This is a genomic window from Mesorhizobium sp. W067, from assembly GCF_054719525.1.
In genome coordinates, this window is sequence record NZ_JBTTII010000001.1 from 2,658,334 (window position 1) to 2,684,550 (window position 26,217).

Below are 26,217 nucleotides of genomic sequence, written 5' to 3' on the forward strand. Positions count from 1 at the left end.
CCGGACTAGTTCTGTTTCGTGCCTGCGGCTTCCGCCGGATATTTGCCGAGCAAGGCCTCGACCAGCTTTGAAAAGCCGATGCCTTTCGACGATTTGATCATCACAACGTCGCCGGCCTTCAGCGTCGACAACAACAGCGGCTTCAATTCCTCGGCGCCGGCGCGGTATTCCGCTTTGATCTCGTCGGGCAGGATGTCTGCCAGCGCCCGCATTTCCGGGCCGCCGAGAAAGACCGTGTGCGTGCCGGTCCCGACGATCAATTCGGCCAGGGCTGCATGCAGCTTGGCCGAATGGTCGCCGAGCTCGAGCATGTCGCCGAGCACGGCGATGCGCCGGCCCTCGCCCGTGACAGGCGTCGCGTTGAGCAGCGCCATGGCAGCAGCCATCGAGGCCGGATTGGCGTTGTAGCTCTCGTCGATCAGTGTGATCGGTCCCTTAGGATGGCGCAGGACATGGCGCTTGCCACGGCCACGCTCCGCAGAGAGATCGGCCAGCGCTTCCGCCACCTTTGTGATGTCAGCTTCAACGAGATGCGCCGCGCCAAGAACGGCGAGCACATTCTGCACCATGTGGCGGCCAGGCGCGCCGATCCGGGCAACGACATCCTGACCGCCGATCCTGGCGGTGATATCGGAATGACCGGCATGCAGCTCGCATTTGGTCAGCTTGTAAGTCGACCGTGCATTCTCGCCGAAGCCAAAGACATGTTCGACGCCGGCGGCCCGCGCCATCTTGTCGAGCAGCTTCCAGCGCGCATCGTCGCGGTTGAGCAAGGCCGCACCGCCGGGCTCGATGCCTTCAAAAATCTCGGCCTTGGCCTTGGCGATCTCGTCGAGATTTCTAAAGAAGCCGAGATGCGCGGCGGCGATCATCGTGACGATGGCCACATGTGGCCGGACCATCTTGACCAACGGCCGGATCTCGCCGGGATGGTTCATGCCGATCTCGAACACCGCATAGTCGCAATCGCCGGGCATGCGCGCCAGCGTCAGCGGCACGCCCCAATGATTGTTGAAGGACTGCGCCGAAGCATGCACCGTGCCGACGGCCGACAGCACATGACGCAGCGCCTCCTTGGTGGTGGTCTTGCCGGCCGATCCGGTCACCGCGATGATTTTTGCGCTGGAACGGGCGCGGGCGGCAACACCGAGTTTCTCCAGTGCTGCCAGCACATCCTGCACGACGATCATCGGCGCCGTCAGCCGCCCAAGCGACGGCAATTTGCCCTCGGCGACGACCAGAACGCCGGCGCCGGCCTTGATCGCCGCGGTCGCGAAGTCATGGCCGTCCATCGCCTCGCCCTTGATGGCGAAGAAGGCGTCGCCCGGCTGCAGGCTGCGGCTGTCGATCGAGATCCCCGAAATTCCCTCCGGCATCGGCCCGAGCGGCCGACCGCCCATGGCGTCGACCAGCGCCTCGGAAGTCCAGAGCACGCTCATGCGGCCCGCTCCCGCAGCGCCGACCGGACTTCTTCGTGGTCGGAGAACGGAAAAGTCTCGGCGCCGATGGTCTGGCCCTCTTCATGGCCCTTGCCTGCAACGATCAGCGTATCGCCCGCTTTCAGCATGGCGACCGCTTCGTGGATCGCCTTGCGGCGGTCGCCGATTTCAATGGCGCCGGGTGCGGCTGCCAGGATCGCGGCACGGATCGTTTCCGGCACTTCCGAGCGCGGATTGTCGTCGGTGACGATGACGACATCGGCGAGCCGCGTGGCGATTCCGCCCATGATCGGCCGCTTGCCCCGGTCGCGGTCGCCGCCGCAGCCGAACACGACGATGACGCGGCCGGTGGTGAATGGGCGCACGGCGGCCAGTACATTTTCCAGCGCATCCGGCTTGTGGGCATAGTCGACATAGACGGGCGCGCCATTGGCGGTGGCGCCGACAAGGTCGAGCCGTCCCGGTGCCCCCTGAAGTTTCTCTAATGCCATCAAAGCTTTGGCGACCGGCGTTCCAGTGGAAATGGCCAGCCCGGCCGAAACCAGGGCATTGGCGATCTGGAAGTCACCTGCGAGCGGCAGGTCGATCTCGTAGAGCACGCCGTCGGCTTCGACCTCGGCGCGCTGGCGGTGGCGCTCGTGCTCGACCCGCTTCAGGCGCAGGAAATCGCCATGGCGGCCGACCGTCAGCACCTTGAGCCCGGCGGCCTGCGCAGCCTGGATGGTCGGCGCCGACCACGGATCGTCGGCAAAGATGACCGCTGGCGCGCCTTTCGGCAGCAGCGTGTCGAACAGGCGCAATTTGGCGCGATGGTAGTCCTCGACCGTCGGATGATAGTCCATATGGTCGCGGCCGAGATTGGTGAAACCGCCCGCGGCGAGCTTGACGCCATCAAGGCGGCGCTGGTCGAGACCATGGCTGGAAGCCTCCATCGAGGCGTGGGTGACGCCGGCCTCCGCCAATTCCTTGAGCAACTGGTGCAAAGCCACTGGATCGGGTGTGGTCAACGAACCGTAGTCGTTGCGGCCCGGCGCCACCACGCCGGTGGTGCCAATGGACGCGGCGGCAAAGCCGGCCTGCTCCCAGATCTGCCTGGTGAAGGCGGCGACCGAGGTCTTGCCTGCGGTGCCGGTAACCGCAACCATGGTCTCCGGCTGGCTGCCGAAGAAACGTGCCGCGCTCAGCGCCAGCGCCAGGCGTGGGTCGTCGACGCTGAGCACCGGGACGGACAGGCCGGAAACGGCGCTGGCGTTGCCAACGACAACCGCCGCTGCGCCGCGCTTTGCCGCATCGGCGGCATAGGCCGAACCATCCGCCTTGCTGCCGGCGAGCGCGAAAAAGACCACGCCGGTCTTGACCGTGCGGGAATCCGACGAAATCCCGGTTACCTCCACATCGCGGGAAGATGTTCCCTCGACAGGCAGGATACCGGCTAAATCTCTCAGGTGCATCGAACCCCGTTTATCTCAACAAAATGGCGCGCAGTTGCCGGCGCGCCCTAAGAATCACTGATAGGAAACCAGCGTTGCGCCATTTTCATGGCTGAAATCTGGCTTCACGCCAAGCATGGCGGCTGCCCGCCTGATGATGTTTCCGGCCATGACACCCGCATTGTTGGCGGCAACGTCGGTCATTCCTGGCTTTTCCGGGTGCGGAGCGTCAGCGATCGTAAACACCAGATACTGCGGATCGTCCATCGGGAAGGCGGCGACGAAGGTGTTGAAATTCAGTTCCTTCGAGTAGCGGCCATTGATCACCTTCTCGGCGGTTCCGGTCTTGCCGCCAACGCGGTAGCCGGGGGCCCTGGCGTTTCTGGCCGAGCCTTTCTCGGCATTGAGCGTGTAGAGGTAGCGCATGCCCTCCACAGTCTTTTCGCTGACCACTCTCTTGGCCACCGCCATGGCATCCTGCTCGCTGCGGACCAGGAAAGTCGGCGGGATCAAATAGCCCTGCATCAGCGCCGCGCAGCCGACGGCGGCCTGCAGCGGCGTCGTCGACACACCATGGCCGAAGGCGATGGTGAAGGAGTTGACCTGTTTCCAGACCTTCGGTTCGGTCGGGCGCGCGACCTCAGGCAGTTCGGTCTGCATCCTGTCCAGAAGGCCAAGGCGATGCAGGAATTCGCGGTGCCCCTCGATGCCGACCATTTCGGCCTCACGGGCCGATCCGATATTGGAGGAGTAAAGGAACACCTCCGGCAATGACAGCACGCGGTTCTTGCCATGGAAATCGTGGATGGCCTGATGGCCGACCCGGATCGGATGCGAGGCGTCGAAACGGCTGTTCATATTCGCCTTGCCGGAATCGAGCGCCATGGCCGAGGTAAAGCTCTTGAAGGTCGAGCCCATCTCGTAGAGGCCGGCCGACATGCGGTTCAGCCGATCCTTGTCCTGCGCATTGAAGGGATTGTTCGGATCGAAATCCGGCACCGAGGCCATCGCCACCACTTCGCCGGTCTTGATGTTGAGCACGACGGCGCCGGCGCCCATGGCGCGATAGCGCTCGAGGCCGGCGGCAATCTCGTCGCGCACCACATGCTGGACGCGCAGGTCGATCGACAGCTGAACCGGCTTCAGATCCTTGGCGATCGCAAGGCCTGAGGCCTGCAGGTCGCTCAGGCCCTGCTCGTCAATGTATTTCTCCATGCCGGAGATGCCCTGATTGTCGATGTTGGTGAGGCCGACAATGTAGGACGAGGTCACGCCGGCCGGATAGAAGCGGCGCTTTTCGGTGCGAAAGCCGATTCCGGGAATGCCGAGCTGCATGATGTCGGCCTGCTGCTTGGGCGTCAGCTGCCGCTGCAGCCAGACGAAGCCGGCGCCGCTCTTCAGCTTGTGATAGGTCTGCTCGGGGTCGATATCTGGCAGAATGGTCGACAGCTTTTCGATCGCCTCGTCGGCATCGACGATGCGGCGCGGCTCGGCAAACAGCGATGCCGTCTTGATGTCGGTCGCCAGCACCTCGCCGTTGCGGTCGACGATGTCGGGACGCGACGCCGTCACCCGGCTTTGCGGCCCATTCGACATGTCGGGGGACTGGAAACCGAGATAGACCAGCCGCCCGGCGATGGTCGAATAAATGCCGAAGAACACCGCCATCGTCATCACGATGCGGGTCTTGGCCTTGCCGCCGGTCGCCTTGCGCGCGCCTTCGACCACGATGGAGCCGTCCTCGCCGGTCCGTGCGCGGCGCTTCAGCAATTTGCCGACCGACGGAAGTTTGGCGCGCATTGGAAATCCAGCGATCATTGGACGATGGCTCCGGTCACCACGGGATCCTTGTCGGCTGGTCCTTTGCCGGAATTGTCGGCCATGCCGCCAAGCCGCTGCGACGACAGGTCCTCGATGTTGAGCGGTTTTGCCGGCAGGTCGTCGAGCCCGACGATCTGCCGCGCATTGACCGGCTCGAGTGCGAGCTGCGATTTGTAGATTTCAGCCAGCTTCTGCAGGCGCGACGGCTGGGTCAGCAGGCTCCAGTCGGCCTTGAGCAGGTCGATCGTGTCCTCCTCATAGCGGATCTGCGCCTCGATCTTCTGCACCGAAGCCAGCTGTTCCTCGGCCTCGCGCTTGGCCTTGTAGGTCAGAGCCGCGGCCGAGACCATGACGGCGATCAGGACTATGTCGCTGGTTCGAAACACGTATTCACCTCTCTCGCGGCGCCTGGATGCCGGGAAGTTTTGGAAGGCCGAAAATGGTGAGATCCCCGGCGCGCGCCGGCGCCTCGGTGCGGATGGCGGCGCGCAGCCTGGCCGAGCGCGCCCGCGGATTGGCAGCGACCTCCGCATCGCCTGCCGTCACGCCGCCACCGGCCTTGCGGAAGGTCGCGGTGCGCGCATGCGCCTCGGGCAAATGACGTGAGCCGGTGGCGACGTCGGCGCGGTCGGCGATGAACCGCTTGACGATGCGGTCTTCCAGCGAATGGAACGTCACCACAGCAAGCCGCCCGCCGGGCTTCAATACCCGCTCGGATGCCATTAGGGCTTTGGCCAATTCGCCCAGCTCGTCATTGACGAAAATGCGCAGCGCCTGGAAGACGCGGGTGGCCGGATGAATCTTGTCCTTCGGCGCGCGGCCGATATGCGTTTCGATGGCGTCGGCGAGATCGAGCGTGCGCTCGAACGGACGTTTTTCGCGGCGTGACTCGATCATGCGGGCAATGCGGCCGGCATTCCGCTCTTCGCCGAGGAAGCCGAAGATGCGGGCAAGGTCGCCTATCTTGAACGAATTGACGACGTCGGCAGCACTCAAGCCCGCCTGCGCCATGCGCATGTCGAGCGGGCCGTCGGTGCGGAACGAAAAGCCGCGCTCGGGCTGGTCGACCTGCATGGAGGAAATGCCGATGTCGAGGACAACGCCGTCGGCGCTTTCGACCTGCTCGTCCAGCGTCGAAAATGGCGCCTGCACCAGCCTTAGCCTGCCGCCGGATTGCTGTTCCAGGCCGCGCCCGGCGGCAATCGCATCGGGATCGCGATCGATCGCCACCACCGAGGCGCCGCTCGCCAAGATCGCCTTGGTGTAGCCGCCGGCGCCAAACGTGCCGTCGACGATCACATCGCCGGCTTTGGGTGAGAGCGCCTCCAGCACTTCGGCGAGGAGGACCGGAATGTGGCGGACCGGTCCGCCAACGGCGCTGAGATCATCGCCGTGATCCGCCATCATTCCGGCCGCTCCCCAGCCTTGGCCTCGTGAGCCTTCGTCCCCTGCCGAAGCTGCAAAAGCCGAGCGCGCGCCTGCGCCCCATAGGCGGCCAGCCGTCCAGGCTCCCAAACTTGAAAGAAATTGCCACGGCCGACAAAGGCCACTTCGCTCGTGATGCCCGTATGCTCGCGGATGAAATCGCTCATCGTGATGCGGCCATCCTGATCGAGCTTCAGGAACGTCCCGTCGCCATGGCAGAAGAACGACATATCGTCCGCCGTCTGCAAAAAAGGGTCTTCCAGCGCGATGCGCTGCTCGTAGCGGTCGAGCAGATCGAGCCCGCCGACATCCATCGCAGGCACGTCCAGGCCGCGCAGCGCATAGAGTTCCGAATAGCCGCGCTTCTGCACGACCGCGCGGAAATGCGCCGGAACGGAGACCCGCCCCTTCGCATCGATCCTGTTCACCGCGCTTGACAGAAACCGGTCCATGACACGCTGCAGCCGCTTCCGCCGCCGCACCCCTCTCCATGTTTTCGTCCGCGCCGAAGCGCGTCCCCTGCCGAAAATCCGCTTCGCTCCCAGCGGCAAAACGCCGCAAACGAACAGCCGCCGCGGCTGCCCGATTGGCGTACGCTTTACCCTGACGCGGAACGAAGGCTTTGGTATCGAGATGGGATATCATGGGGCACTATGGGCGTCAACGGGAACAGGCTTCACATACGCGCGCGCCACAACCGGTGAGAGCAGCTCTGACAACACTCCCGTCTTTATCTCCCATTAAGCCTAACGAACCGTTTAGAGCGGGCTGGCCCAAGCGGAAGCGGCTTGCCGCGCATCACTGCCGCGAATAGCGTCGTCAGTCTTTTCGCTGAGCAACAAGGTCAGAAATCCATGTCCGAAACAGCCAGGTCCCGCGCGGCCTCCCTTGCCCATCTGCGTCGCGACGGACTTGCCAAAGGCGACCCCATCCCATTGCCGCTGACCATGGCCGCTATTTTCCACAACCCGGGCGACGGCGCCGGCTACAGTCAGTACGGCCGTTACAGCAACGCCACCTGGGATGCAGTCGAGCACATGCTGGCGCATCTCGAAGACGCGCCATGCGTCGGCTTCCCCTCAGGAATGGCGGCAATCTCGGCGGTGTTTTTCGGCCTGTTGAAATCCGGCGACCGCGTGCTTTTGCCTTCGGACGGCTACCATGCCACACGCGCGCTGGCCGAACGTTTCCTCAAGCCCTTCGGCGTCGCCTATGATCTGCGGCCGACAGCTACATTCCTCGACGGCGGCTTCGGCGGCTACCGCCTTGTCTACGTTGAAACCCCGTCAAATCCGCGATTGGACATTTGCGACATCACAGCGGTCGCCGAGGCCGCGCACCAAGCGGGCGCGATCGTCGTCGTCGACAACACCACGATGACGCCGTTCGGCCAGCGCCCGCTCGATCTCGGCGCCGACATCGTCGTTGCTGCCGACACCAAGGCGGCCAACGGGCATTCCGACGTGCTGTTCGGCCATGTCGCCAGCCGCAATCCAGACATCATCGCGGACGTCACCGGCTGGCGCGAGACCGCGGGCGGCATTCCCGGCCCGTTCGAGGCTTGGCTGGTGCATCGCGGCCTGGAGACGCTGGAGGTACGCTTCGACCGCATGTGTTCTTCTGCCGAGGTGATCGCGAAGCGCCTGAAAAACCATCGCGCCGTTAGCGGCTTGCGCTACCCCGGGCTGGAGGGCGACCCGTCGCACAACCTCGCCCGGGCGCAGATGGAGCGCTTCGGCTTCCTCATGTCCTTCGAACTCCTCTCCCAGGAAAAGGCCGAGGATTTCATCAACAACTGCACGCTGATGCAGGCGGCAACGTCGTTCGGGGGTGTCCACACCTCCGCCGAGCGGCGGGCCAAGCGAGGAGATTCGGTTCCGCCCGGCTTCGTGCGCCTGTCGGTGGGCTGCGAGCCGGTGGAAGAACTCTGGCAGGCGATCGAGGCATCGCTGGACAAGATCGGCATCTGAGCTGGCGGTTAGGCACCAAGTCATCGGCGCCAATATCGCGCCTGCCGTGCAAAACGCGGACGATCTCGATCGCGTCTTCGCCCATGCGATACAGAGTGACATATTCGCCGACGATCAGATGACGAATGCCGGGCGCGATATCATCGCGCGGCGCACCTGAGAACGGGTGCAAGGTGAGCAGTGTCCAGCGCCTCTCCAAAGCGTCCACAAGGCGCATGGCTCCCTTTGGGCTATGTTCCGCAATGTAGTCACCGATGCCTTCGACATCTGATATCGCCTGAGGAAGCAGCCGATATTTCACTCTTCCGAGCCTGCAGCTTCCGACATCCTGTGATATTTGGCTCGCAGCCGGTCCATGAAGGGCTGGCCGTCCACCGCCGGTCCGCTGTCGATCCCCTCCTGAACCAGCCTGCGCAATTCCTCGACCGTGTAGCCGAGAAGATCGCGGCGGTCTTTCCATTGCCGCAGCGCATCACGGATGACTTCGCTGGCCGAGGCATATTCGCCGGCGGCCACGACATCGTCGACCGCCGCCGCCAGTTCCGGCGAAAGCGTGATGCTGCGTTTGTCGACGTGACCCATGATGCGCTCCTGATCAAACCATGACAATCATGGTACGATTAAATCGTACCAGCTTCAAATGCGTTTGTCTCGACCCCAGCATGCGTACTTGATTCAATCGCTCAAGCACCTGAATCGCCAGCTGCGCCCGAAGGCGCAGACTGCTGATCCAAAGGATTAATCGCGATATGGGGGAGAAATTGCCAGCTGGCCTGTAAGCCGGGTTTTGTATGGCCCTCGCCCCTTTCGGGGCGAGAACGTGGCGGCCATTCATCTTGGGCGCATGTTGCCATGCGCCTCACGCAACCTACCCGGACGGTGAGCCGGAAACAGCCCTCGAAGGTTTCCCCTCGCACCGTCCCTATTCGGTTTTGCTCCCGGTGGGGTTTACCGTGCCGCTCCTGTTGCCAGTCGCGCGGTGGGCTCTTACCCCACCCTTTCACCCTTGCCCCGATAAATCGTGGCGGTTTGCTTTCTGTGGCACTTTCCCTGGGGTCGCCCCCGCCGGCCATTAACCGGCACCGTGTTTCCATGGAGCCCGGACTTTCCTCACCCGCAGCCTTTCGGCTTTGCGGGTGCGGCCGCCCGGCCAGCTGGCAGAGCGTATAAAGGGGTTCACGTTCCAAAACGCAAATGAAAAAGCAGACTTATGCCGGCGATCCCAATGCCGCCAACTGCACCTTGACCTTGCCACAATAGGCCGCCGACACCGGGTTCATCCGCGTCGCGGCATGGCCGGCATTGTATTTCAGGATCGTGCCGCAGGTGGTGCCGCCGCCGAGATTGCGCGCCATGGCAAGGTACTTCATGCCGTATTTGATGTTGGTGTCGGGATCGAATAGACCCTTGGCCGAGCCGCTATACCCCATCATCCGCGCCGTTGCCGGCTTGATCTGCATCAGGCCGATTTCACCCGCGCTGCCGACGATGTTCGGCCGGTAGTTGCTCTCGATCTTGATGACCGCCTGGGCCAGCGACACCGGCACGCCTTCGGCCGCAGCATAGCGGGCAATGATTGCCGAATACTGGTCGCCAAGCGCGGCTGCCGCAGTCGACTCCGCAGCGGTGCTTGGGCGGATCGATGCGGTCGTCGTCAGGTCGACGCTCTTCCTGTTGCGCTTAAAATGCCTCTTGGCCGTGGCTTTTCTGGCCTTCACCACGGCTGCTTTGCGCACATTCGCGGTGGTTGCTCTTTTTGCTTTCGGGTTTGCTTTCGTCATGGTGGCCTTGGCGGGTGCGGCGATGAAGCCCTGGTCTGCCCTCTGGCTCAGTGGTGCGGCATCGGCCGTGCTGAAGGTAAAAGTCATTACGCCGGCAGCAATAGCTGCCGTTACAACGGTCAATTTCTGCATGTGGTCCCGTTCTGTTTGGCCGCGCGAAGATCTTCACGCAGCAACGCCTAATCAATATCGGAGCATCCGGGGGGCTGGAGGTCCGATAACTTGCACGAACCGCCTTTGAGGGCGGAATTTGTGTCGAACAAGGCGAGGCAATTCACTTTCAGTGACAGGCTGTAACTTGAATATCAGAAAAAGATTATTTAGAGGCAACTGACGTAAGGGAAGTCAGCAGGCTTTGCAGCGTGCTAGACGTAGAGCCGTCGGCGACACCATCCACCAGGCGCGGTCGGAAATGCCGCTGAAAAGCTTCGACGACGATTTCGGTCTGGCGGTCGAAGACACCTGATATCTCGACGCCATAGCCATAGAGCGCCAGCATCGACTGCAGTGTCTCGACCTCGGCGCCGGTATCGCCGGCTTTCAGCGCCGCGCCGCGCCGGACCGGCGCCGCAGGCACGAGATGGCCGACCCCGGCCGCAAACAGCGCCTTCCAGGGGAATTTCTCGCCCGGGTCGATCTTGCGCCCCGGCGCGATGTCGGAATGGGCAAGCACCCTTTGCGCCGCAATGGAATGGCGTTCGATGATACCAAGGCAAAGCCCGATCACCGCTTCCACCTGCCGCTTGGGAAAGGCCGAATAGCCGAGCGAATGGCCGGGATTGACGATTTCGATGCCGACCGAACAGGAGTTGATGTCGCGACGACCGAACCAGGAACTTGCACCGGCGTGCCAGGCGCGGTCGCTTTCGCGCACCATTTGGATGATGCGGCCATCCTCATGGACGAGGTAGTGCGACGAGACTTCGCTTGCGGGGTCGCACAACCAGGCTTCGGCGGCAGCACCCGTCGCCATGCCGGTATAGTGCAGCACGATCATGTCGGGCCTGAGCGTTTCGCGCCGCGGGCCGAAATTCGGCGATACCCTGACCTCCGCGCTTGGCTCGTCGGGCGGGAAGCCGCTCATGCGTGCCTGAGGCCCCGCTCGATCATTTCATAGGCCGCGTTGATCGCCGCGACCCTGGTCGTTGCAATCTTGATGAATTCCTGCGGCAGGCCGCGCGCGATCAGCCGGTCCGGATGATTGTCGGAGACCAGCTTGCGGTATCGCTTCCTGACCTCCTCGAACGGTTTGCCGCGCTCAATGCCGAGCACGATATAGGGATCGCCGGCGCCGAGATTGACGTGCCTGGCCATGATGGCCTCGTAGTGCACCTCGTCGATGCGGAAAATCTCGGCAATACGGTGCAGGAAAATCCCTTCGCGCTCATGCACCAGCCCGTCCGCCTTGGCGATATGGAACAGACCGTCGAGTATGTCTTCCAGCATGACGCAGTTCGAATGGCCCGAGCCGCACATCTGCGCCATACTCTCGGCATAGGTCTCGAACCCGGCGACGTCGCGCTTGGCCAGATCGTAAAGCCGCACCACATTGCGGGTCTGTTCTCGCGGCACCTCAAATATTTCCTGGAACGCGCGAACCTCGTCCTGGGTGACGATGCCATCGGCCTTGGCCATCTTGGCCGACAGCGCAATCATCGCCACAGAGAAGGCGACGCGCCGGCGCAGATCAGCGTCACCGGAGAAAACCGTGCGCACGGCCTCGACCACATCGGCTACACCGGACGTGGCTGAAGATGAAACGCGGTTGATGAAGTCGCCGAGGCGATCCCAAATCGACATGAGCGCTTATTAGGGCCGCCGGCCATTGCTATCAAGCCAAGACAGCGCCGCAGAGTGGATCGATTTGCGCAAGCAACCGACGCGCCAGATCCCAAACCGTAGAAAAGAGCCGGTTCAAGGCCCTTGAGCCCCGAATCGACCTAAACGCAGGAAGGCCGGCGCGGAGCCGGCCTCCTCTCTCGTCACGTCAAAGTGACCGGGACTGCTGCTACTGCGCGGGGGCAGGAGCAGGTGTTGCCGGAGCCGGTTCTGCAGGCTTCGGTGCATCCGGCGTCGCCGGCTTCATGGGCTCGGCGGCTGGCGGATTGGTGCTCTGGGTGGTGGTGTTATCCGTACCGCTGTCGCTGCAGGCGGCAACGCCGAACAGGGCCAGGGCGGAAACGGAAGCAAGAATGAGCTTTTTCATGACATCTCTCCTTCAACACACGCTCACGTTGCGGTGAACGGTCGAAGGCAAAATGCATCAAACGGCCATGAGTTTCGTAACGTTGCGTTTCCTGATGTAACATCCGCGCACTACCGATTGCGGGCCGGGCGATGCCGAACTAACAGTCTGGACCCAAATGCAATGCCGGAGTTCTGCGTGGACAAGAAATGGGATTTTTGGATCGACCGCGGCGGCACCTTTACCGACGTGATCGGACGTGATCCGCAAGGCGGTTTGCATCCCAGGAAATTCCTGTCGGAAAATCCCGAAGCCTATCCCGACGCGGCCATAGCCGGCATCCGCGAGCTTCTGGGGCTGAAATCCGGCACCGCTATTCCTCCGGGCCTGGTCGGTGACGTCAAGATGGGTACCACCGTTGCCACGAATGCGCTGCTGGAGCGCAAGGGCGACCGTGTGCTTTTGCTCATCACCAAGGGCTTTCGCGACGCGCTGAAGATCGCCTATCAGGCGCGGCCGGACATCTTCGCCAAGGAGATCATCCTTCCCGAACAGCTCTACGAGCGAGTCATCGAGATCGACGAGCGTGTGCGCGCCAATGGCGAGGTCGAGCGCTTGCTCGACATCGCCGCCTGCCGGCCCGCCATCGAACAGGCGAAGGCCGACGGCATCGATGCGGTGGCCATCGTCTTCATGCATGCCTGGAAATATCCCGACCACGAGAAGGCGGTGGCGAAAGTCTGCCGCAAGATCGGGTTCAGCCAAGTCTCGGTCAGCCATGAAGTCTCGCCGCTGATCAAACTGGTCGGCCGCGGCGACACCACCGTGGTCGATGCCTATCTGTCGCCGATCCTGTCGCGCTATGTGCAAAGGGTGGCGGGAGAACTGGGCGCGACGCCAATCTCCCCACTTGTGGGGGGTGAGGAGCGGTCGGCCAAAGGCCGAGAAAAAGCCAACGATTTGGCTTTTTCAGCGACGAACGCCCGGAGCCATAGCGAAGGGCAGTCGGCAAAGCCGACAGAGGGGGTTCTCTCAGGAGGCACCACCAAAGCGTCGAGCACTGCCGCGGCGACCCCACCCGGCGGCTTCGCCGCCACCCTCCCCTCGAGGGGGAGGGAGAACCCTCGCCTGATGTTCATGATGTCGTCGGGCGGGCTTACCGCCGCCGACATGTTTCAGGGCAAGGACGCGCTGCTGTCCGGCCCGGCCGGCGGTGTCGTCGGCATGGTCGAGACGGCGAAACTCGCCGGATTCGAGAAAGTCATCGGTTTCGACATGGGCGGCACCTCGACCGACGTCGCCCATTATGACGGCGAGTATGAGCGCGCCTTCGACACCGAGGTCGCCGGCGTGCGCATCCGTGCGCCGATGATGCGCATCCATACCGTCGCTGCCGGCGGCGGCTCGATCCTGCACTACGAAGCCGGCCGTTTCCGCGCCGGCCCGGATTCCGCCGGCGCCAATCCTGGCCCCGCCGCCTACCGGCGCGGCGGCCCGCTGGCCGTCACCGACGCCAATGTCATGCTGGGCAAGCTGCAGCCCGATTTCTTCCCGGCAATTTTCGGCCCAGGCCAGGACCAGCCGCTCGATGTGGCCGCCGTGCGCAAAAAATTCGCTGCGCTGGCCGTCGAAATCGGCGATGGCCGCACGCCGGAAGCCGTCGCCGAAGGGTTCGTTACCATCGCGGTGGAAAACATGGCCAATGCTATCAAGAAGATCTCCGTGCAGCGCGGCTACGATGTCACCGAATATCTCTTGAACTGTTTTGGCGGCGCCGGCGGCCAGCATGCCTGCCTGGTTGCCGACGCGCTCGGCATGGAGGCGGTACTGATCCACCCCTTCTCCGGTCTGCTCTCAGCCTATGGTATCGGCCTGTCGTCGGTTTTCGCGTCGCGCCAGCAGGCGCTCCTGAAGCCGCTTGCCGAAGAATCCAGGACCCAGATGGGCAGCCTCATCGGCACGTTGAAAAAAGCCGTCATCGCCGAATTGGCAGCGCAAGGCATCGCCGAGGACAAGATTGCGGCAAAGCCGGTGCTGCACATCCGCTATGACGGCACCGACACCACGCTGCCGGTGAATTTCGAAGGCGACTCGATCTTCCAGGCCAGGCGCGATTTCGAAATCGCCCACAAGGCGCAGTTCGGGTTCGTCTATGATGACAAGCCGATGATCGTCGAGACCGTTGGCGTGGAAGGCGCCGAGATCGTCGAGACCACGGCCGAAGCCGTTGCGCCCGCCGGACCGGCAAGGGTTGAAGCGGGTGCGTCGGGAACGCGGCGCATCTACACCGAGGGCCGCTGGCATGAGGCCGGCATCCATCGCCGCGAAAACCTGCGCCCATCCAATCTGGTCCCAGGCCCCGCTTTGATCATCGAGCCGAACCAGACCATCGTCGTCGAGCCGGGCTGGCAGGCCGAAATCACCAACCTCAATCACGTCGTCATTCGCCGCACGGAACGGAAAGTTCGCACGGCTGCCCTCGGTACCGAAGCCGATCCGGTGATGCTGGAGGTCTTCAACAACCTCTTCATGTCGATCGCCGAGCAGATGGGCGTCACGCTGCAGAACACCGCCTATTCCGTCAACATCAAGGAAAGGCTGGACTTTTCCTGCGCCGTCTTCGACCGTCATGGAGCGCTGGTCGCCAACGCGCCGCACATGCCGGTGCATCTCGGCTCCATGGACCGCTCGGTCGAAACCATCATCCGGCTGAACTCCGGCGACATCCATCCCGGCGACGTCTTTGCGCTGAACGCCCCCTATAATGGCGGCACGCATTTGCCTGATATCACGGTGGTGACGCCGGTGTTTTCCCTCCCCCTTGAGGGGAGGGTGGCCGCGCAGCGGCCGGGTGGGGTCCTCTCAGAAGGCACCACAAGAGCGTCGAGCACTGCCGCAACGACCCCCTCCGGCGGCTCCGCCGCCACCTCCCCCTCAAGGGGGGAGGAAGTAATCTTCTACGTAGCCTCGCGCGGCCACCATGCCGACATTGGCGGCACGGCTCCCGGCTCGATGACGCCGCTTGCCACCACGGTCGACGAGGAAGGCGTGCTGTTCGACAATTTCCGGGTCGTCGATCGTGGAAAATTCCGCGAGGCGGAGTTGCAAACGCTGCTCACCGACCACCCCTACCCCGCCCGCAACCCGCACCAGAACATCGCCGACCTCAAGGCGCAGATCGCCGCGAACGAAAAGGGCGTGGCGGAATTGCGCAAGATGGTCGGCCATTTCGGCCTCGATGTCGTCGAAGCCTATATGGGCCATGTCCAGGACAACGCCGCCGAAAGCGTTCGCCGCGTGCTGGAGCGGCTGCCCGATAGTTCCGAGTACGAATACCCGACCGACACCGGCCAGGTGATCAAGGTGAAGATTACCGTCGATCGGCAAAAGCGCGAGGCGACCGTGGACTTCACCGGCACCTCGAAGGTCGAGAAGAACAATTTCAACGCGCCCGAGCCCGTCGCCCGCGCCGCCGTGCTCTATGCCTTCCGTGTCATGGTCGAGGACATGATCCCGATGAATGCCGGCTGCCTGCGGCCGATCAACATCATCATCCCCGAAGGCTCGATGCTGAAGCCCGCCTACCCCGCCGCCGTCGTCGCCGGCAATGTCGAGACCTCGCAGCACGTCACCAACGCGCTGTTCGGCGCCATGGGTGCCATGGCCAATGCGCAAGGCACGATGAACAACCTGACCTTCGGCAACAAGCAGTACCAGTATTACGAGACCATCTGCTCCGGCTCGCCGGCAGGCCGGATGAACTCCGGCCGCGGCTTTGCCGGCACATCCGGCGTCCACACCCACATGACCAATTCGCGCCTCACCGACCCTGAGGTGCTGGAACTGCGCTTTCCCGTCATGCTCGAGGATTTCCACATCCGCGAAGGTTCCGGCGGCAAGGGCAAATGGAGCGCCGGCGACGGCACCAGGCGCACCATCCGCTTCCTCGAAAAGATGGAATGCGCCATCCTGTCCTCGCACCGCAACCGCCCGCCGCAAGGCCTCGATGGCGGCAGTGACGGCGAGGTCGGCTCGACCAAGGTCCGCCGCCAGGACGGCAGCGTCGAGACGCTGAAGGCCTGCGACCAGACCGTGCTCGACGCCGGCGACGCCGTCATCCTGACGACGCCGACACCGGGGGGATTTGGCAAGGCCTGAACTCGCGTCAACAGGCTGTCACCCGCCTGTCATGCCCCTGAGTTACCCGCTTGCGGCAAAGCAAATGGGGAATCACTTTGCCATGACGGACGTCTCCTCGGATCTCGTTTTTCGCCGCGGCAAGGAAGTTGGAAAGGCCGTCTACCAGAACCGCCCGCTGTCGAAGGCCGGCCTTTCCGAACGGCTGTTTGCGCTTCTGTTTTCCGGTCTCGTCTATCCGCAGATCTGGGAAGACCCTGAAGTCGACATGGAGGCCATGCAGCTTGGCCAGGGCCACCGCGTCGTCACCATAGCGTCGGGCGGCTGCAACATCCTCGCCTACCTCACCCGCTCGCCTGAACGCGTCGATGCGGTCGACCTCAACGCCGCCCACATCGCCTTGAACCGGATGAAGCTGGAGGCGGTGCGGCATCTGCCCTCGCAGGGCGATCTGTTCCGTTTCTTCGGCGCCGCCGACACCAACCACAATTCGCAAGCCTATGACCGCTTCATCGCGCCGCATCTCGACCCGGTCAGCCGCCACTATTGGGAGCGTCGCAGCTGGCGCGGCCGCCGGCGCATCACCGTCTTCGACCGCAATTTCTACCAGACCGGCCTGCTCGGCCTGTTCATCGCCATGGGCCACCGCATCGCCAAATTCTTCGGCGTCGATCCCGCCGGTATCATGGCGTCGAAGAGCCTCGCCGACCAGCGCCGCTTCTTCAACGAAGAGCTGGCGCCGGTCTTCGACAAGAAGCTGTTGCGCTGGGCTACCTCGCGCAAGGCTTCGCTGTTCGGCCTCGGCATTCCGCCGGCGCAGTACGATTCGCTGATCACCTCGGGCGATGGTTCGATGGCCAGCGTGCTGAAGGCCCGGCTGGAAAAGCTCGCTTGCGATTTTCCGCTGAAGAACAACTACTTCGCTTGGCAAGCCTTCGCCCGTCGCTATCCCAATCCGGGTGAGGCCGCCCTGCCCGCCTATCTAGAAGAGGCCAACTACAAGGCGATCCGCAACAATGTCGATCGCGTCGGCATCCACCACGCCAATCTGATCGAATTTCTGGCCGGCAAGGACGCAAGCACCGTCGATCGTTTCGTCCTGCTCGACGCGCAGGACTGGATGACGAACGACCAGCTCAATGCCCTTTGGTCGGAGATCACCCGCACCGCCTCGGTCGGCGCCCGAGTCATCTTCCGTACCGCCGCCGAGCCCAGCCTGCTGCCGGGCCGCGTCTCGATCTCGCTGCTCGACCAGTGGACCTACGAGGACGAGGCCTCGCGCGACTGTTCGGCCCGCGACCGCTCGGCCATCTATGGCGGCTTCCACCTCTATGTGAAGCGCGCGGCATGAGCGCGAGCGAGCTGCCGGCCGACCATGCCGAACTGATGGACGGCGTCTATCGCTGGCAACGCCATATCTACGACCTGACCCGCAAATACTATCTGCTTGGCCGCGACCAGATGATAGCCGGGCTGGATGTGCCGGCGAATGGCAGAGTGCTCGAACTTGGCTGCGGCACCGGCCGCAACATCGCGCTTGCCGCCCGCCGCTATCCCGACGCCCGCCTCTACGGCCTCGACATCTCGGCCGAGATGCTGGAGACGGCGAGCAAGGCGATCGGCCGCGACGGCCTGTCCGGCCGCGCCGTGCTGGCGCGCGGCGACGCCACCGATTTCGACGCCAAGACGCTGTTCGGCGTCGAGCGCTTCGACCGCATCTTCGTGTCCTATTCGCTGTCGATGATCCCCGGTTGGGAAAAGACGGTTTCGGCAGCCCTTGCGGCACTCGCGCCCGGCGGCTCGCTGCATGTCGTCGATTTCGGCCAGCAGGAAGGCTTGCCCAACTGGTTCCGGACATTGCTGCGCGGCTGGCTCAAGAAATTCCATGTCACCCCACGTGAATCATTGCGCGAAGTCTTGGAATCGGAATCTCGGCGAACCGGCGCAAGCTTCTGTTTCCGCGCGCTTTATCGCGGCTATGCCTGGCTGGCGGTCGTCAAGATCGCGCACTCTTACCTCCCCCTCGATGGGGGAGGTCGCGCTGAAGGCGCGGGTAGGGGTGAAGTGCCAGGCACCCCGCCCGGCGCTACGCCCCCGCCCTCCCCATCAAGGGGAGGGTAAAGGGAGCTAGCGCAGTGCCTTCATCAGCGCGCCGACCATCACCTGCGGCCGGTAGCCGAGCTTGGCCGGCGTCAACCCCAGCCGCACCACCACCAGTTGCTCCGACGGGATGATGGCGACCGTCTGGCCGTCATGGCCCTCCATCCAGTAGGTATCGTTGGGCAGGCCGGCGGCGACGCCGGCGCCGGGATTTCCTTCGTCCCCCGGGGCTTCGATCCAAAGTTGCCCCTTGCCGTAGACTTTCGAGGCCGGTGCCGGTTCGCGCATCCAGTCGACGAAACCGGCCGGCAGGATCTGGTTGCCGTTCCAGACGCCGCCCTGCAGCAGGAATTGGCCGAACCGCGCCCAGTCATGCCCCGTGGCATAGAGGTAGGATGAGCCGACAAAGGTACCCTCCTCGTCGGTTTCGAGCACCGCGCTTTGCATGCCGAGCGGCCCGAACAGCGCTGCCCTTGGCCACATCAGCGCCTTGTCCTTGTCGCCGATAGCATCCTGCCACAGCCGCGACAGCATCACCGCCGTGCCGCTCGAATAGGAAAAGACCTTGCCGACGTCGCCGGTCAGCGGCTTGGCCTCGGCGAAGCCCGCCATGTCCGGTTCGAGGTAGAGCATGCGCGTCACATCGGCAACGTCGCCATAATCCTCGTTGAACTCGAGTCCGCTCGACATCGCCATCATATCGGCAAGGCTGATGGCGGCGCGGCCGTCCGCCTTCCATGAGCCGAACAGGCCCTGATTGGTCACCGCCATCTTGCCGTCCTTGACCAGCGTGCCGACGAGCGCGGCGTTGACTGTCTTGGTCATCGACCAGCCCAGCAGCGGCGTTTTCGCCGAAAAGCCGTCGCCATAACGCTCCGCAACAATGCGGCCATTTTTGACCACCACCACGGCGCGCATGCCGATGCCGGTCATCGCCGCACCGTCGAGGATCTTGTTGATTTCGGGATTTTGCGAGGCATCGACTCGATCTCCCTCGGGCCACAGATCGCCCTTGGTGGCCGCCGACGCCTCGGCAGGGATTGACGTGCGCCGTGCCTTGCCGACGTCGCCATCAGGAACCGAGGCGCAACCCAGGCCGGCGCGCGCAACAGCAACGCTCTTGCCGAGGAAGCCAAGCAGCCCGGCCGAGACGGTCCCCCTGTTCTTGTCGACCGACACCTTCATCAGCCTGAGAAGCGGATGGCCGGGCGCCTGCACGTCGATGGCAAGCACCTCATTGGGATCACGGCCGGCGATAAAAACATTCGAGCAGACAATCTTGGCGGAATAGCCGGAACCGACGCGGATCAGTTCGGGCGGCGCGACGTAGAGCCAGGTAAACAGGGCGGCTATGGCCAACACGACCAGGCCGAGCAGCCATTTGATGATCTTCACGGCGATCCGCATCTTTCCGTCCCTGCTTTTCCGCTGCCCGTGGCTTGCGGCCCGATTTATGTCATCGATTTGCCGCCATTGCTTCCGCAAAATCGGTGTTCTTGTCGAGCGCCATCAACCTGTTATCAACCATGATCGGCGATCACTGGTGCATGTCGCCCAAAAGTGCGCAGCGGTTTTGGAACAACGACATGCACGAAAATAGCGTATCAGGCGATGCTGTGGGGCGATCGCCTGAGGGGCACCTGCAACGACAACCCAACAGCGACCGGCTGATTCCGGCTCGGGAAATGCGATGCGCCGTTTCGCGGCCCTCATCACGTTGACGCTGCTGGCCGCCTGCTCGACCGCCGGCGATCTCGTGCCCTCGATGTCGCCATCCAGCAGCCCGACGGTTGCCGTGCGCGCACCGCGTTTCGAAGACTCCAAGCCGCATGAATGGGATAGCGGCGCGCCTTGGAACTATGCCGTTCACGGCACCGACGTCTCCAAATACCAGACCTCGGTCGACTGGCCGACGGCCAAGGCCAGCGGCATCTCCTTCGCCTTCATCAAGGCGACCGAGGGCGGCGACCGGTTCGACGAGTATTTCAACGAGCATTGGTCGCGCACCAAGGCCAATGGCATTCCGCGCGCGGCCTACCATTTCTTCTATTTCTGCACGCCTGCCGCCACCCAGGCGCGCTGGTTCATCCAGAACGTGCCCGTCGACCGCTCGGCCATGCCGCCGGTGCTCGACATGGAGTGGAACCCGCAATCGCCGACCTGCCGGCTGCGCCCGGATTCAGCGACGGTGCGGGCCGAAATGACCACCTTTCTCGAGATGATCGAGCGGCACTATGGCAAGAAGCCGATCATCTACACCTCGGTCGACTTCTTCGACGATAACGACCTTGCGACCTTCCGCGGCTATCCCTACTGGCTGCGCTCGGTGGCCGGCCACCCCCGCCAGAAGTACGGCAGCCACCCTTTCACCTTCTGGCAATACACCGGAACCGGTATCGTGCCCGGCATGAACGGCAAGTCCGATATCAACGTCTTCAACGGCACTGAGGCAGCCTGGAAAAAGTGGCTGCGGCAGAACACCCGTTGACACCGGCTCTACCGCCTGCTTTTCGACGTCCCATGCGCACCTACCTGCAGCCACTGGGATATTTACGCCGGAAACAGTCGAAGAGCCGCCTGCGCTCCGGGCTGCTCGCGGCCCTGCTGCTCGGCGCTACGGCGATGCCGGCGGCGGCGCAGGAATGCGGCGGCGACTTCGAAACCTGGAAGCAAGGCGTGGCGGCGGAAGCCAAGGCAGCCGGTGTCGGCGCTGTCGGCCTTAACGCGCTGGAGGCCGCCACCATCGACGACAAGGTGCTCGCGCGTGACCGCGCCCAGGGCGTCTTCGCCCAGACCTTCATTCAGTTCTCCAACCGCATGATCTCGGCCTACCGGCTGAAGCAGGGCGCGGCCAATCTGAAGAAATACGCCGAAATCTTTGCGCGCGCCGACCAGCAGTTCGGTGTCCAGGCGCCGATCATCACCGCCTTCTGGGGGCTGGAGACCGATTTCGGCGCCGTACAGGGCGATTTCCACACGCTGAGCGCCTTGGTGACGCTGTCGCATGACTGCCGCCGCCCGCAGCTGTTTCGGCCGCAACTGCTGCCGCTGTTGACGCTGATCGATCGCGGCGTCGTTCCGGCCGACGTCACCGGCGCCTGGGCCGGCGAGATCGGCCAGACGCAGATCCTGCCTTCCGACTATCTCGCGCGCGGCGTCGACGGCGACGGCGACGGCATCGTCGACCTCAGGCGCAGCGTACCCGACGTGATCATGACCACGGCCAACAAGGTGCTGTCGCGCGGCTGGAAACGCGACCAGCCGTGGATCGAGGAAGTGCGCGTGCCCGAGGACATGCCCTGGGAGCAGACCGGCCGCACCAACAAGCTGCCGCTGTCTCAATGGGCCGCGTGGGGCGTCACCAATCCCGATGGCACGCCGCTGATCGACAATGGCCTGAAGGCCGGCCTGGCGCTGCCGATGGGCCGCAAAGGTCCGGCCTTCCTCGCCTACGACAATTTCGACGTCTATCTCGAATGGAACCAGTCCTTCACCTACGCGCTGACCGCCGCCAACTTCGCCAGCCGGCTGGCCGGGGCAAAGCAGTTCGACCCGCGCAATCCCGAAACCGGGCTCAATGGCGACCAGATGAAGGAATTGCAGACCAAGCTCGAAGCCAGGGGCTATGACGTCGGCACCGTCGACGGCATTCTGGGCACCAACACCCGCGAAGCCATCCGCAAGGAACAGATGCGGCTCGGCATGCCGGTCGACGGCTGGCCGACGCCGGAGCTTTTGGGGAAACTGTGAGTAGAATCTGCCCAAGCTGGGTTCCTTATTCCCTACTCCTTGCCCGGACGAAGTCGATAAATGCCCGCAAAGCCGGGGGGACGTGCCTCGAACTCGGGTGATACAGGAAGAAGCCTGGAAAGCTGGGCGACCAGGGCTCTAGAAATCTCATCAGCCTGCCCGCATTGATCCAGGACTGGACCTGATAGTCGATCATGTAGGCAACGCCTGCTCCACCCAGCGCCGCGTTCAGCATCAGCTCGGTGTCGTTAACAGTCAGGCTGCCCTCGACGGCGATTTCCAGAGACCGTTTGCCGCGCGCGAACTCCCATCGATAGAGGTTGCCGCCACCAGGCCACTGGAATGTTATGCATTGGTGCTGATGCAACTCCTGCGGATGGCGCGGTATGGCCCGATTTTCGAGATAGACGGGAGCGGCCACCGCCGCCATCTGCAAATCCCCGCTCAGTTTCACTGCCACCATGTCCTTCTCCAGCCGCTCGCCAAGCCTGATTCCGGCATCGAACCGTCGTCGAACAATGTCGGTCAGCGTATCGTCGACGATGACGGTCAGCGCGATATCAGGATAGGCGCGTTGGAAGTCGCCAAGGATCGGGCCGATGAACCGCACCGCGGCAACACGCGGCACGTTTATTCGTAGCGAACCCGCCGGCCGATCACGCGCGGCTTGAATGTCCGCTACGGCGCCCTCCAGCTCTTCGAACGCAACGGCAAGGCGCGCAAACAGCGTCTCGCCGGCACCAGTGGGTGAAACACTACGCGTCGTGCGATTCAGCAACCTGATGCCGATGCGAGCCTCCAGTTGCCGAATCGACTGGCTGAGCGCCGGCGGGGAAACACGCAGCCGGGCGGCGGCGCGGACGAAACTACGCTCTTCCACGATTGCGGCGAATGCCTTGAGCTCGGCGAATTCAGAACCGCGCATTGTGTATCCCTAGATTAACAAGCTAGTCAGATAATAGGCCATTATCTGATCAGTTGCATGGCCCTATTTCTCGACTAGCGGACCCGTCAGATGAAACCGGCACGGGCCTGAATGATTGAAGGAAACGTATCATGCCCAAGTCCTTGCAAGGCAAAACCGCACTCGTCACCGGCAGTTCGCGCGGCATTGGGCGAGCCATCGCCGAAGGACTCGCCTCCAAGGGCGCTGCCGTCGTCGTCAACTATGTCGGCAACCACGAAGCCGCTGACGAGGTCGTGGCCGCCATCGCCGGCAGGAGAGGAAAGGCGATCGCCGTCCAGGCCGACATATCAAGCGTCTCGGATATTCATCGCCTGTTTGACGAGGCTGAGAGTGAGTTCGGCGCGATCGACATCGTGGTTGCCAATGTCGGCGTCGCCGTCATCAAGCCTCTGACGGAGGCAACCGAAGCCGATTTCGACCATGTCTTCGGCACCAATGCCAAGGGCACCTTCTTCGTGCTTCAGGAAGCAGCGCGCCGTGTGCGAAACGGTGGCCGCATCATCGCGGTCTCCACCGGCGGCACCAAGATGTTCTTCACGCAAACGGCGCTCTATCTCGGCAGCAAGGGCGCCGTCGAACAATTCGTCCGTGTGCTCTCGCGTGAACTCGGACCGCGCGGCATCACCGTGAATGCGCTGTCGCCTGGCTTCACCGACACGGACCTGCTTCCCGAGCGCGATCGCGCCGTGGCGGCCGGCATGTCTCCATTTGGCAGGATCGGCGCGCCCCGCGACGTTGCCGATGTCGCGGTCTTCCTGGCCAGCGACGAGGCCCGCTGGCTGACCGGCGAGAATATCCAGGCCGGTGGAGGCGTCGCCTAATCCGCCATTGTCTCCAGGCTGGCGAATCCCTGCGGCGCATCGCCTTCATCGAAGGGTGTCGTCACCTCGACGAAGGTATCGGGATAAAAGCCGTTGAAGCGGGTTCTCAGCGACAGCGAATAGGCACCGATATGGCCGATCTCGATCCAGTCGCCGGTGTCGACGGTTTCCGGCAGCCAGAACGGCCGCGACAGGATGTCGACGGAATCGCAGGTCGCGCCGCAGACCTTGAACGGCACGATGTTCTTCTCCTCGCCATTGCGCGAGCGGATCGCCGGATCGGGGATGAAGCGGGCCGGCAGTGTGATCTTGCCGGTCCAAGAATCCGACAGCGACGCCCAGATGCCGTCATTGATGTAGAGCCGCTTGCCCTTGCGCAGCAGCACCCGCACGATCAGCGAGAGGCAGCGCGCCACGATCACCCGGCCGGGCTCGGCCACCAACGGGATCTGGTCGAACTGGTATTCCCTGAGGTCGCCCGACAGCCGCGACATGATCTGGCCGAGCGACGGCATCTCGATCTGCTTGCGATTGGGGTCATGGCCGTACTCGGCGGGAAAGCCGCCGCCGACATCGAGCCCCGCAATGTCGAAGGTCAGCCGGTTGCGCACCCAATCGGCGGAGGCCAGCGCCCGTTCATAGGTGTCGGGATCCTCGATCTGGCTGCCGACATGGAAGCACAGGCCGACCTTGTAGCCGGTGCGGTTGAGCCGCTCGGCGAGTTCCACCGCATAGGCCGGCCCGGCGCCGAATTTCTTCGACAGTTCATAGGCCGCCGAACCCTTGGTCTGGATTCGCACGAACACGCTGATGGAGCCCGGATCGATGTCAAGCGCCCGCACCACCCGCGTCAGCTTGGTGATCTCGTCCTCATGGTCGAGCGAAATGACGCGGATGGCGTATTTTTCCAGCGCAAGCTTGATGTCCGACTGCGCCTTGACCGGATGCATGTAGAGCATCTCGGCGTCGGGTGAGACGGCGCGCACTGCGGCGAACTCGCCGGGCGAGGCCACATCGAAGGCGGTGACGCCGGCTTCGACCAGCGCCTTCAGCACGATCTGCTCGCCATTGGTCTTGACTGCGTAGGCTGTCTTGCCGGGAAACATGCCCATGAACTGTTTGGCATCCGCCTTCAGCACCTGCGGGCGAAAGCAGTAGACCGGATCGTCCGGCCGAAGCGCCAGCGCCGCCTCGCGGGCATTCTCGAATCGCTGCATGGACGAATCCCCTGACTTCTCGGCTGCGCACAATTAATCCAAGCTAGCGGCCAAAGAAAACAATTCTGTGTCTGGCGGGCACTGACCCAGCGGCGCACCCTCTGGCAGCACTGTTGCCAGCAATCAGGTTTCGGGTGGCTCTTGTCGCCGGACCCGATATGCCTTCTGCCTGAGTGGCTGGCATTGATGCCGCGGGGAAGGACGTTCACGATGGCAATAGCCACGACAGCCGTGCAGCGCGGACCGATGACGCTGAGGGACTGGGGACAGCTTCTGCTGCTCGGCGCCATCTGGGGCGGCTCGTTCTTCTTTGCCCGCATCGCCGTTGCCGAAATGCACCCGCTGGTGCTGGTGCTGTTTCGCGTTGCCATTGCGGCCATTGCACTGCAGCTCTATCTCGGCATTCGCGGTCCGTCCTTCCGCCTCGCCTTCCCGCATGCCGGCCTGTTTTTCCTTTTGGCGCTCGCCAACAATGTCGTCCCGTTCTCGCTGATCTTTGCCGGCCAGACCGCGCTTGGCGCCGGCGTCGCCTCGGTGCTCAATGCGACGACGCCGTTCTGGACGCTGATCCTCGCCAACGCGCTGACAGCGGACGAAAAGCTCTCCTGGAACAAGCTTGCCGGCATCGGGCTCGGCATCGCCGGCACCGCTGTCATGATCGGCCCCGGCCTGCTGGCCGGGCTCGGCGGCCCGGTCTGGGCGAAATTCGCGCTGATCGGCGCCTCGCTGTCATACGCCGTCGCGCTGATGATTGCCCGCCGCTTCAAGGGCGTGCCCTCGCCGGTCATCGCCACCGGACAATTGACGGCGTCGACCATCATCATGATCCCGGTGGTGCTGCTCACCTATGGCCCGGCCGGCCTGTTCTCGGCCTCGCCGCCGGTCTGGACGGCGGTGCTGGCGCTGGCGCTGCTCTCCACCGCCTTCGCCTACATCCTCTATTTCAACGTCGTCGCCTCGGCCGGCGCCACCAACGCCTCGCTGGTCACGCTCATCGTCCCGGCCAGCGCCATCCTGCTCGGCCTCCTGTTCCTCGGCGAGCGGCTCGCTCTGTTCGAGTTCTGCGGCATGGCACTGATCGCGCTTGGCCTGGTGACGATCGACGGGCGGTTGTTTGGTCGGCGCTAATGCCTGTCGACCAAAAGTGCGCAGCGGTTTTGGGACAACGACGCGC

21 protein-coding genes, 1 other RNA gene and 2 pseudogenes are annotated in these 26,217 nt (G+C 63.5%); 8 read left to right on the forward strand and 16 right to left on the reverse strand.

Annotation, left to right across the window (positions count from 1 at the left end; all coding sequences use genetic code 11):
- Positions 1-5: 5 nt before the first annotated feature.
- From ACYG97_RS13120 to mraZ, 6 genes are read right to left on the reverse strand one after another with little or no spacing between them, the layout of a single operon-like run.
- Positions 6-1,439 carry a UDP-N-acetylmuramoylalanyl-D-glutamyl-2,6-diaminopimelate--D-alanyl-D-alanine ligase gene (locus tag ACYG97_RS13120; protein ID WP_023733074.1) on the reverse strand — a complete coding sequence of 478 codons (1,434 nt, stop codon included), beginning with the start codon at positions 1,437-1,439 and terminating at the stop codon, positions 6-8.
- Positions 1,436-2,890 (reverse strand): UDP-N-acetylmuramoyl-L-alanyl-D-glutamate--2,6-diaminopimelate ligase, encoded by a 1,455-nt coding sequence (locus ACYG97_RS13125; RefSeq protein ID WP_023733075.1) that lies wholly within the window; start codon positions 2,888-2,890, stop codon positions 1,436-1,438. Before ACYG97_RS13125 ends, ACYG97_RS13120 begins: the two co-directional genes overlap by 4 nt.
- A gap of 54 nt (positions 2,891-2,944) precedes the next feature.
- Complete coding sequence (locus ACYG97_RS13130; RefSeq protein ID WP_023682141.1) at positions 2,945-4,669, reverse strand: peptidoglycan D,D-transpeptidase FtsI family protein; 1,725 nt, start codon at positions 4,667-4,669, stop codon at positions 2,945-2,947.
- A gap of 14 nt (positions 4,670-4,683) precedes the next feature.
- Positions 4,684-5,076: a cell division protein FtsL gene (gene ftsL / locus ACYG97_RS13135; RefSeq protein ID WP_023682142.1), complete on the reverse strand. Its 393-nt coding sequence runs from the start codon at positions 5,074-5,076 to the stop codon at positions 4,684-4,686.
- Between the two features lie 4 nt (positions 5,077-5,080).
- The gene (rsmH, locus tag ACYG97_RS13140) at positions 5,081-6,097 is read right to left on the reverse strand and encodes a 16S rRNA (cytosine(1402)-N(4))-methyltransferase RsmH (RefSeq protein WP_023733076.1); all 1,017 of its coding nucleotides are present in this window, start codon (positions 6,095-6,097) and stop codon (positions 5,081-5,083) included.
- The gene (gene mraZ / locus ACYG97_RS13145) at positions 6,094-6,567 is read right to left on the reverse strand and encodes a division/cell wall cluster transcriptional repressor MraZ (RefSeq protein ID WP_023682144.1); all 474 of its coding nucleotides are present in this window, start codon (positions 6,565-6,567) and stop codon (positions 6,094-6,096) included. The genes rsmH and mraZ overlap by 4 nt, the downstream gene beginning before the upstream one ends.
- Before the next feature lie 402 nt (positions 6,568-6,969).
- Here mraZ and ACYG97_RS13150 point away from each other — a divergent pair, with 402 nt between their 5' ends.
- Positions 6,970-8,085 (forward strand): cystathionine gamma-lyase, encoded by a 1,116-nt coding sequence (locus tag ACYG97_RS13150; RefSeq protein ID WP_023733077.1) that lies wholly within the window; start codon positions 6,970-6,972, stop codon positions 8,083-8,085.
- A 46-nt stretch (positions 8,086-8,131) separates the two neighbouring features.
- On the opposite strand, the pseudogene ACYG97_RS13155 reads toward ACYG97_RS13150, so the two are convergent.
- The 7 genes and pseudogenes from ACYG97_RS13155 to ACYG97_RS13185 all read right to left on the reverse strand — a co-directional run.
- A pseudogene (locus tag ACYG97_RS13155) lies at positions 8,132-8,386 on the reverse strand (type II toxin-antitoxin system RelE/ParE family toxin); the annotation flags it as partial.
- Positions 8,383-8,667 (reverse strand): type II toxin-antitoxin system ParD family antitoxin, encoded by a 285-nt coding sequence (locus ACYG97_RS13160; RefSeq protein WP_023668264.1) that lies wholly within the window; start codon positions 8,665-8,667, stop codon positions 8,383-8,385. The pseudogene ACYG97_RS13155 and the gene ACYG97_RS13160, both read right to left, overlap by 4 nt.
- A 178-nt stretch (positions 8,668-8,845) precedes the next feature.
- Positions 8,846-9,243: RNase P RNA component class A (gene rnpB, locus ACYG97_RS13165), an RNA gene on the reverse strand.
- A 50-nt stretch (positions 9,244-9,293) separates the two neighbouring features.
- Positions 9,294-9,998: a lytic transglycosylase domain-containing protein gene (locus ACYG97_RS13170; protein ID WP_023705555.1), complete on the reverse strand. Its 705-nt coding sequence runs from the start codon at positions 9,996-9,998 to the stop codon at positions 9,294-9,296.
- 184 nt (positions 9,999-10,182) lie between these two features.
- On the reverse strand, positions 10,183-10,950 hold the full coding sequence (locus ACYG97_RS13175) for an N-acetylmuramoyl-L-alanine amidase (RefSeq protein ID WP_023705556.1): 768 nt from the start codon (positions 10,948-10,950) through the stop codon (positions 10,183-10,185).
- A complete protein-coding gene (locus ACYG97_RS13180) occupies positions 10,947-11,666 on the reverse strand; it encodes a J domain-containing protein (RefSeq protein WP_023733079.1) in 720 nt (239 codons plus the stop codon). Before ACYG97_RS13180 ends, ACYG97_RS13175 begins: the two co-directional genes overlap by 4 nt.
- 208 nt (positions 11,667-11,874) lie before the next feature.
- The gene (locus ACYG97_RS13185) at positions 11,875-12,072 is read right to left on the reverse strand and encodes a hypothetical protein (RefSeq protein ID WP_023668260.1); all 198 of its coding nucleotides are present in this window, start codon (positions 12,070-12,072) and stop codon (positions 11,875-11,877) included.
- A 177-nt stretch (positions 12,073-12,249) separates the two neighbouring features.
- Between ACYG97_RS13185 and ACYG97_RS13190 the strand changes: the two genes are divergently transcribed.
- From ACYG97_RS13190 to ACYG97_RS13200, 3 genes and pseudogenes are all read left to right on the forward strand, one after another.
- On the forward strand, positions 12,250-16,209 hold the full coding sequence (locus ACYG97_RS13190; protein ID WP_286438800.1) for a hydantoinase B/oxoprolinase family protein: 3,960 nt from the start codon (positions 12,250-12,252) through the stop codon (positions 16,207-16,209).
- Between the two features lie 31 nt (positions 16,210-16,240).
- Entirely contained in the window at positions 16,241-17,539 is a 1,299-nt protein-coding gene (locus ACYG97_RS13195; RefSeq protein ID WP_031196373.1) for a BtaA family protein, read from the forward strand.
- Positions 17,536-18,192, forward strand: a pseudogene (locus ACYG97_RS13200) (class I SAM-dependent methyltransferase); the annotation flags it as partial. The gene ACYG97_RS13195 and the pseudogene ACYG97_RS13200, both read left to right, overlap by 4 nt.
- Positions 18,193-18,315: 123 nt before the next feature.
- On the opposite strand, the gene ACYG97_RS13205 reads toward ACYG97_RS13200, so the two are convergent.
- Positions 18,316-19,695 (reverse strand): serine hydrolase domain-containing protein, encoded by a 1,380-nt coding sequence (locus ACYG97_RS13205; protein ID WP_023690860.1) that lies wholly within the window; start codon positions 19,693-19,695, stop codon positions 18,316-18,318.
- Positions 19,696-19,978: 283 nt separating this feature from the next.
- On the opposite strand from ACYG97_RS13205, the gene ACYG97_RS13210 reads away from it, so the two are divergent.
- Together ACYG97_RS13210 and ACYG97_RS13215 are read left to right on the forward strand one after the other, a co-directional pair.
- Positions 19,979-20,776: a glycoside hydrolase family 25 protein gene (locus tag ACYG97_RS13210; RefSeq protein WP_023682151.1), complete on the forward strand. Its 798-nt coding sequence runs from the start codon at positions 19,979-19,981 to the stop codon at positions 20,774-20,776.
- A gap of 32 nt (positions 20,777-20,808) precedes the next feature.
- The gene (locus tag ACYG97_RS13215; RefSeq protein WP_023682152.1) at positions 20,809-22,038 is read left to right on the forward strand and encodes a lytic murein transglycosylase; all 1,230 of its coding nucleotides are present in this window, start codon (positions 20,809-20,811) and stop codon (positions 22,036-22,038) included.
- A gap of 25 nt (positions 22,039-22,063) precedes the next feature.
- Here ACYG97_RS13215 and ACYG97_RS13220 read toward each other — a convergent pair whose 3' ends face one another.
- Entirely contained in the window at positions 22,064-22,963 is a 900-nt protein-coding gene (locus ACYG97_RS13220) for a LysR family transcriptional regulator (protein WP_023733080.1), read from the reverse strand.
- A 131-nt stretch (positions 22,964-23,094) separates the two neighbouring features.
- Here ACYG97_RS13220 and ACYG97_RS13225 point away from each other — a divergent pair, with 131 nt between their 5' ends.
- A complete protein-coding gene (locus ACYG97_RS13225; protein WP_023682154.1) occupies positions 23,095-23,826 on the forward strand; it encodes an SDR family oxidoreductase in 732 nt (243 codons plus the stop codon).
- Here the strand turns inward: ACYG97_RS13225 and ACYG97_RS13230 are convergent.
- Entirely contained in the window at positions 23,823-25,043 is a 1,221-nt protein-coding gene (locus tag ACYG97_RS13230; protein ID WP_023668250.1) for an alanine racemase, read from the reverse strand. The two genes, ACYG97_RS13225 and ACYG97_RS13230, sit on opposite strands and share 4 nt — an antisense overlap.
- Positions 25,044-25,253: 210 nt before the next feature.
- Between ACYG97_RS13230 and ACYG97_RS13235 the strand changes: the two genes are divergently transcribed.
- Positions 25,254-26,171, forward strand: a complete 918-nt coding sequence (locus tag ACYG97_RS13235) for a DMT family transporter (RefSeq protein ID WP_023733081.1) — start codon at positions 25,254-25,256, stop codon at positions 26,169-26,171.
- The last annotated feature ends 46 nt before the right edge of the window (positions 26,172-26,217 follow it).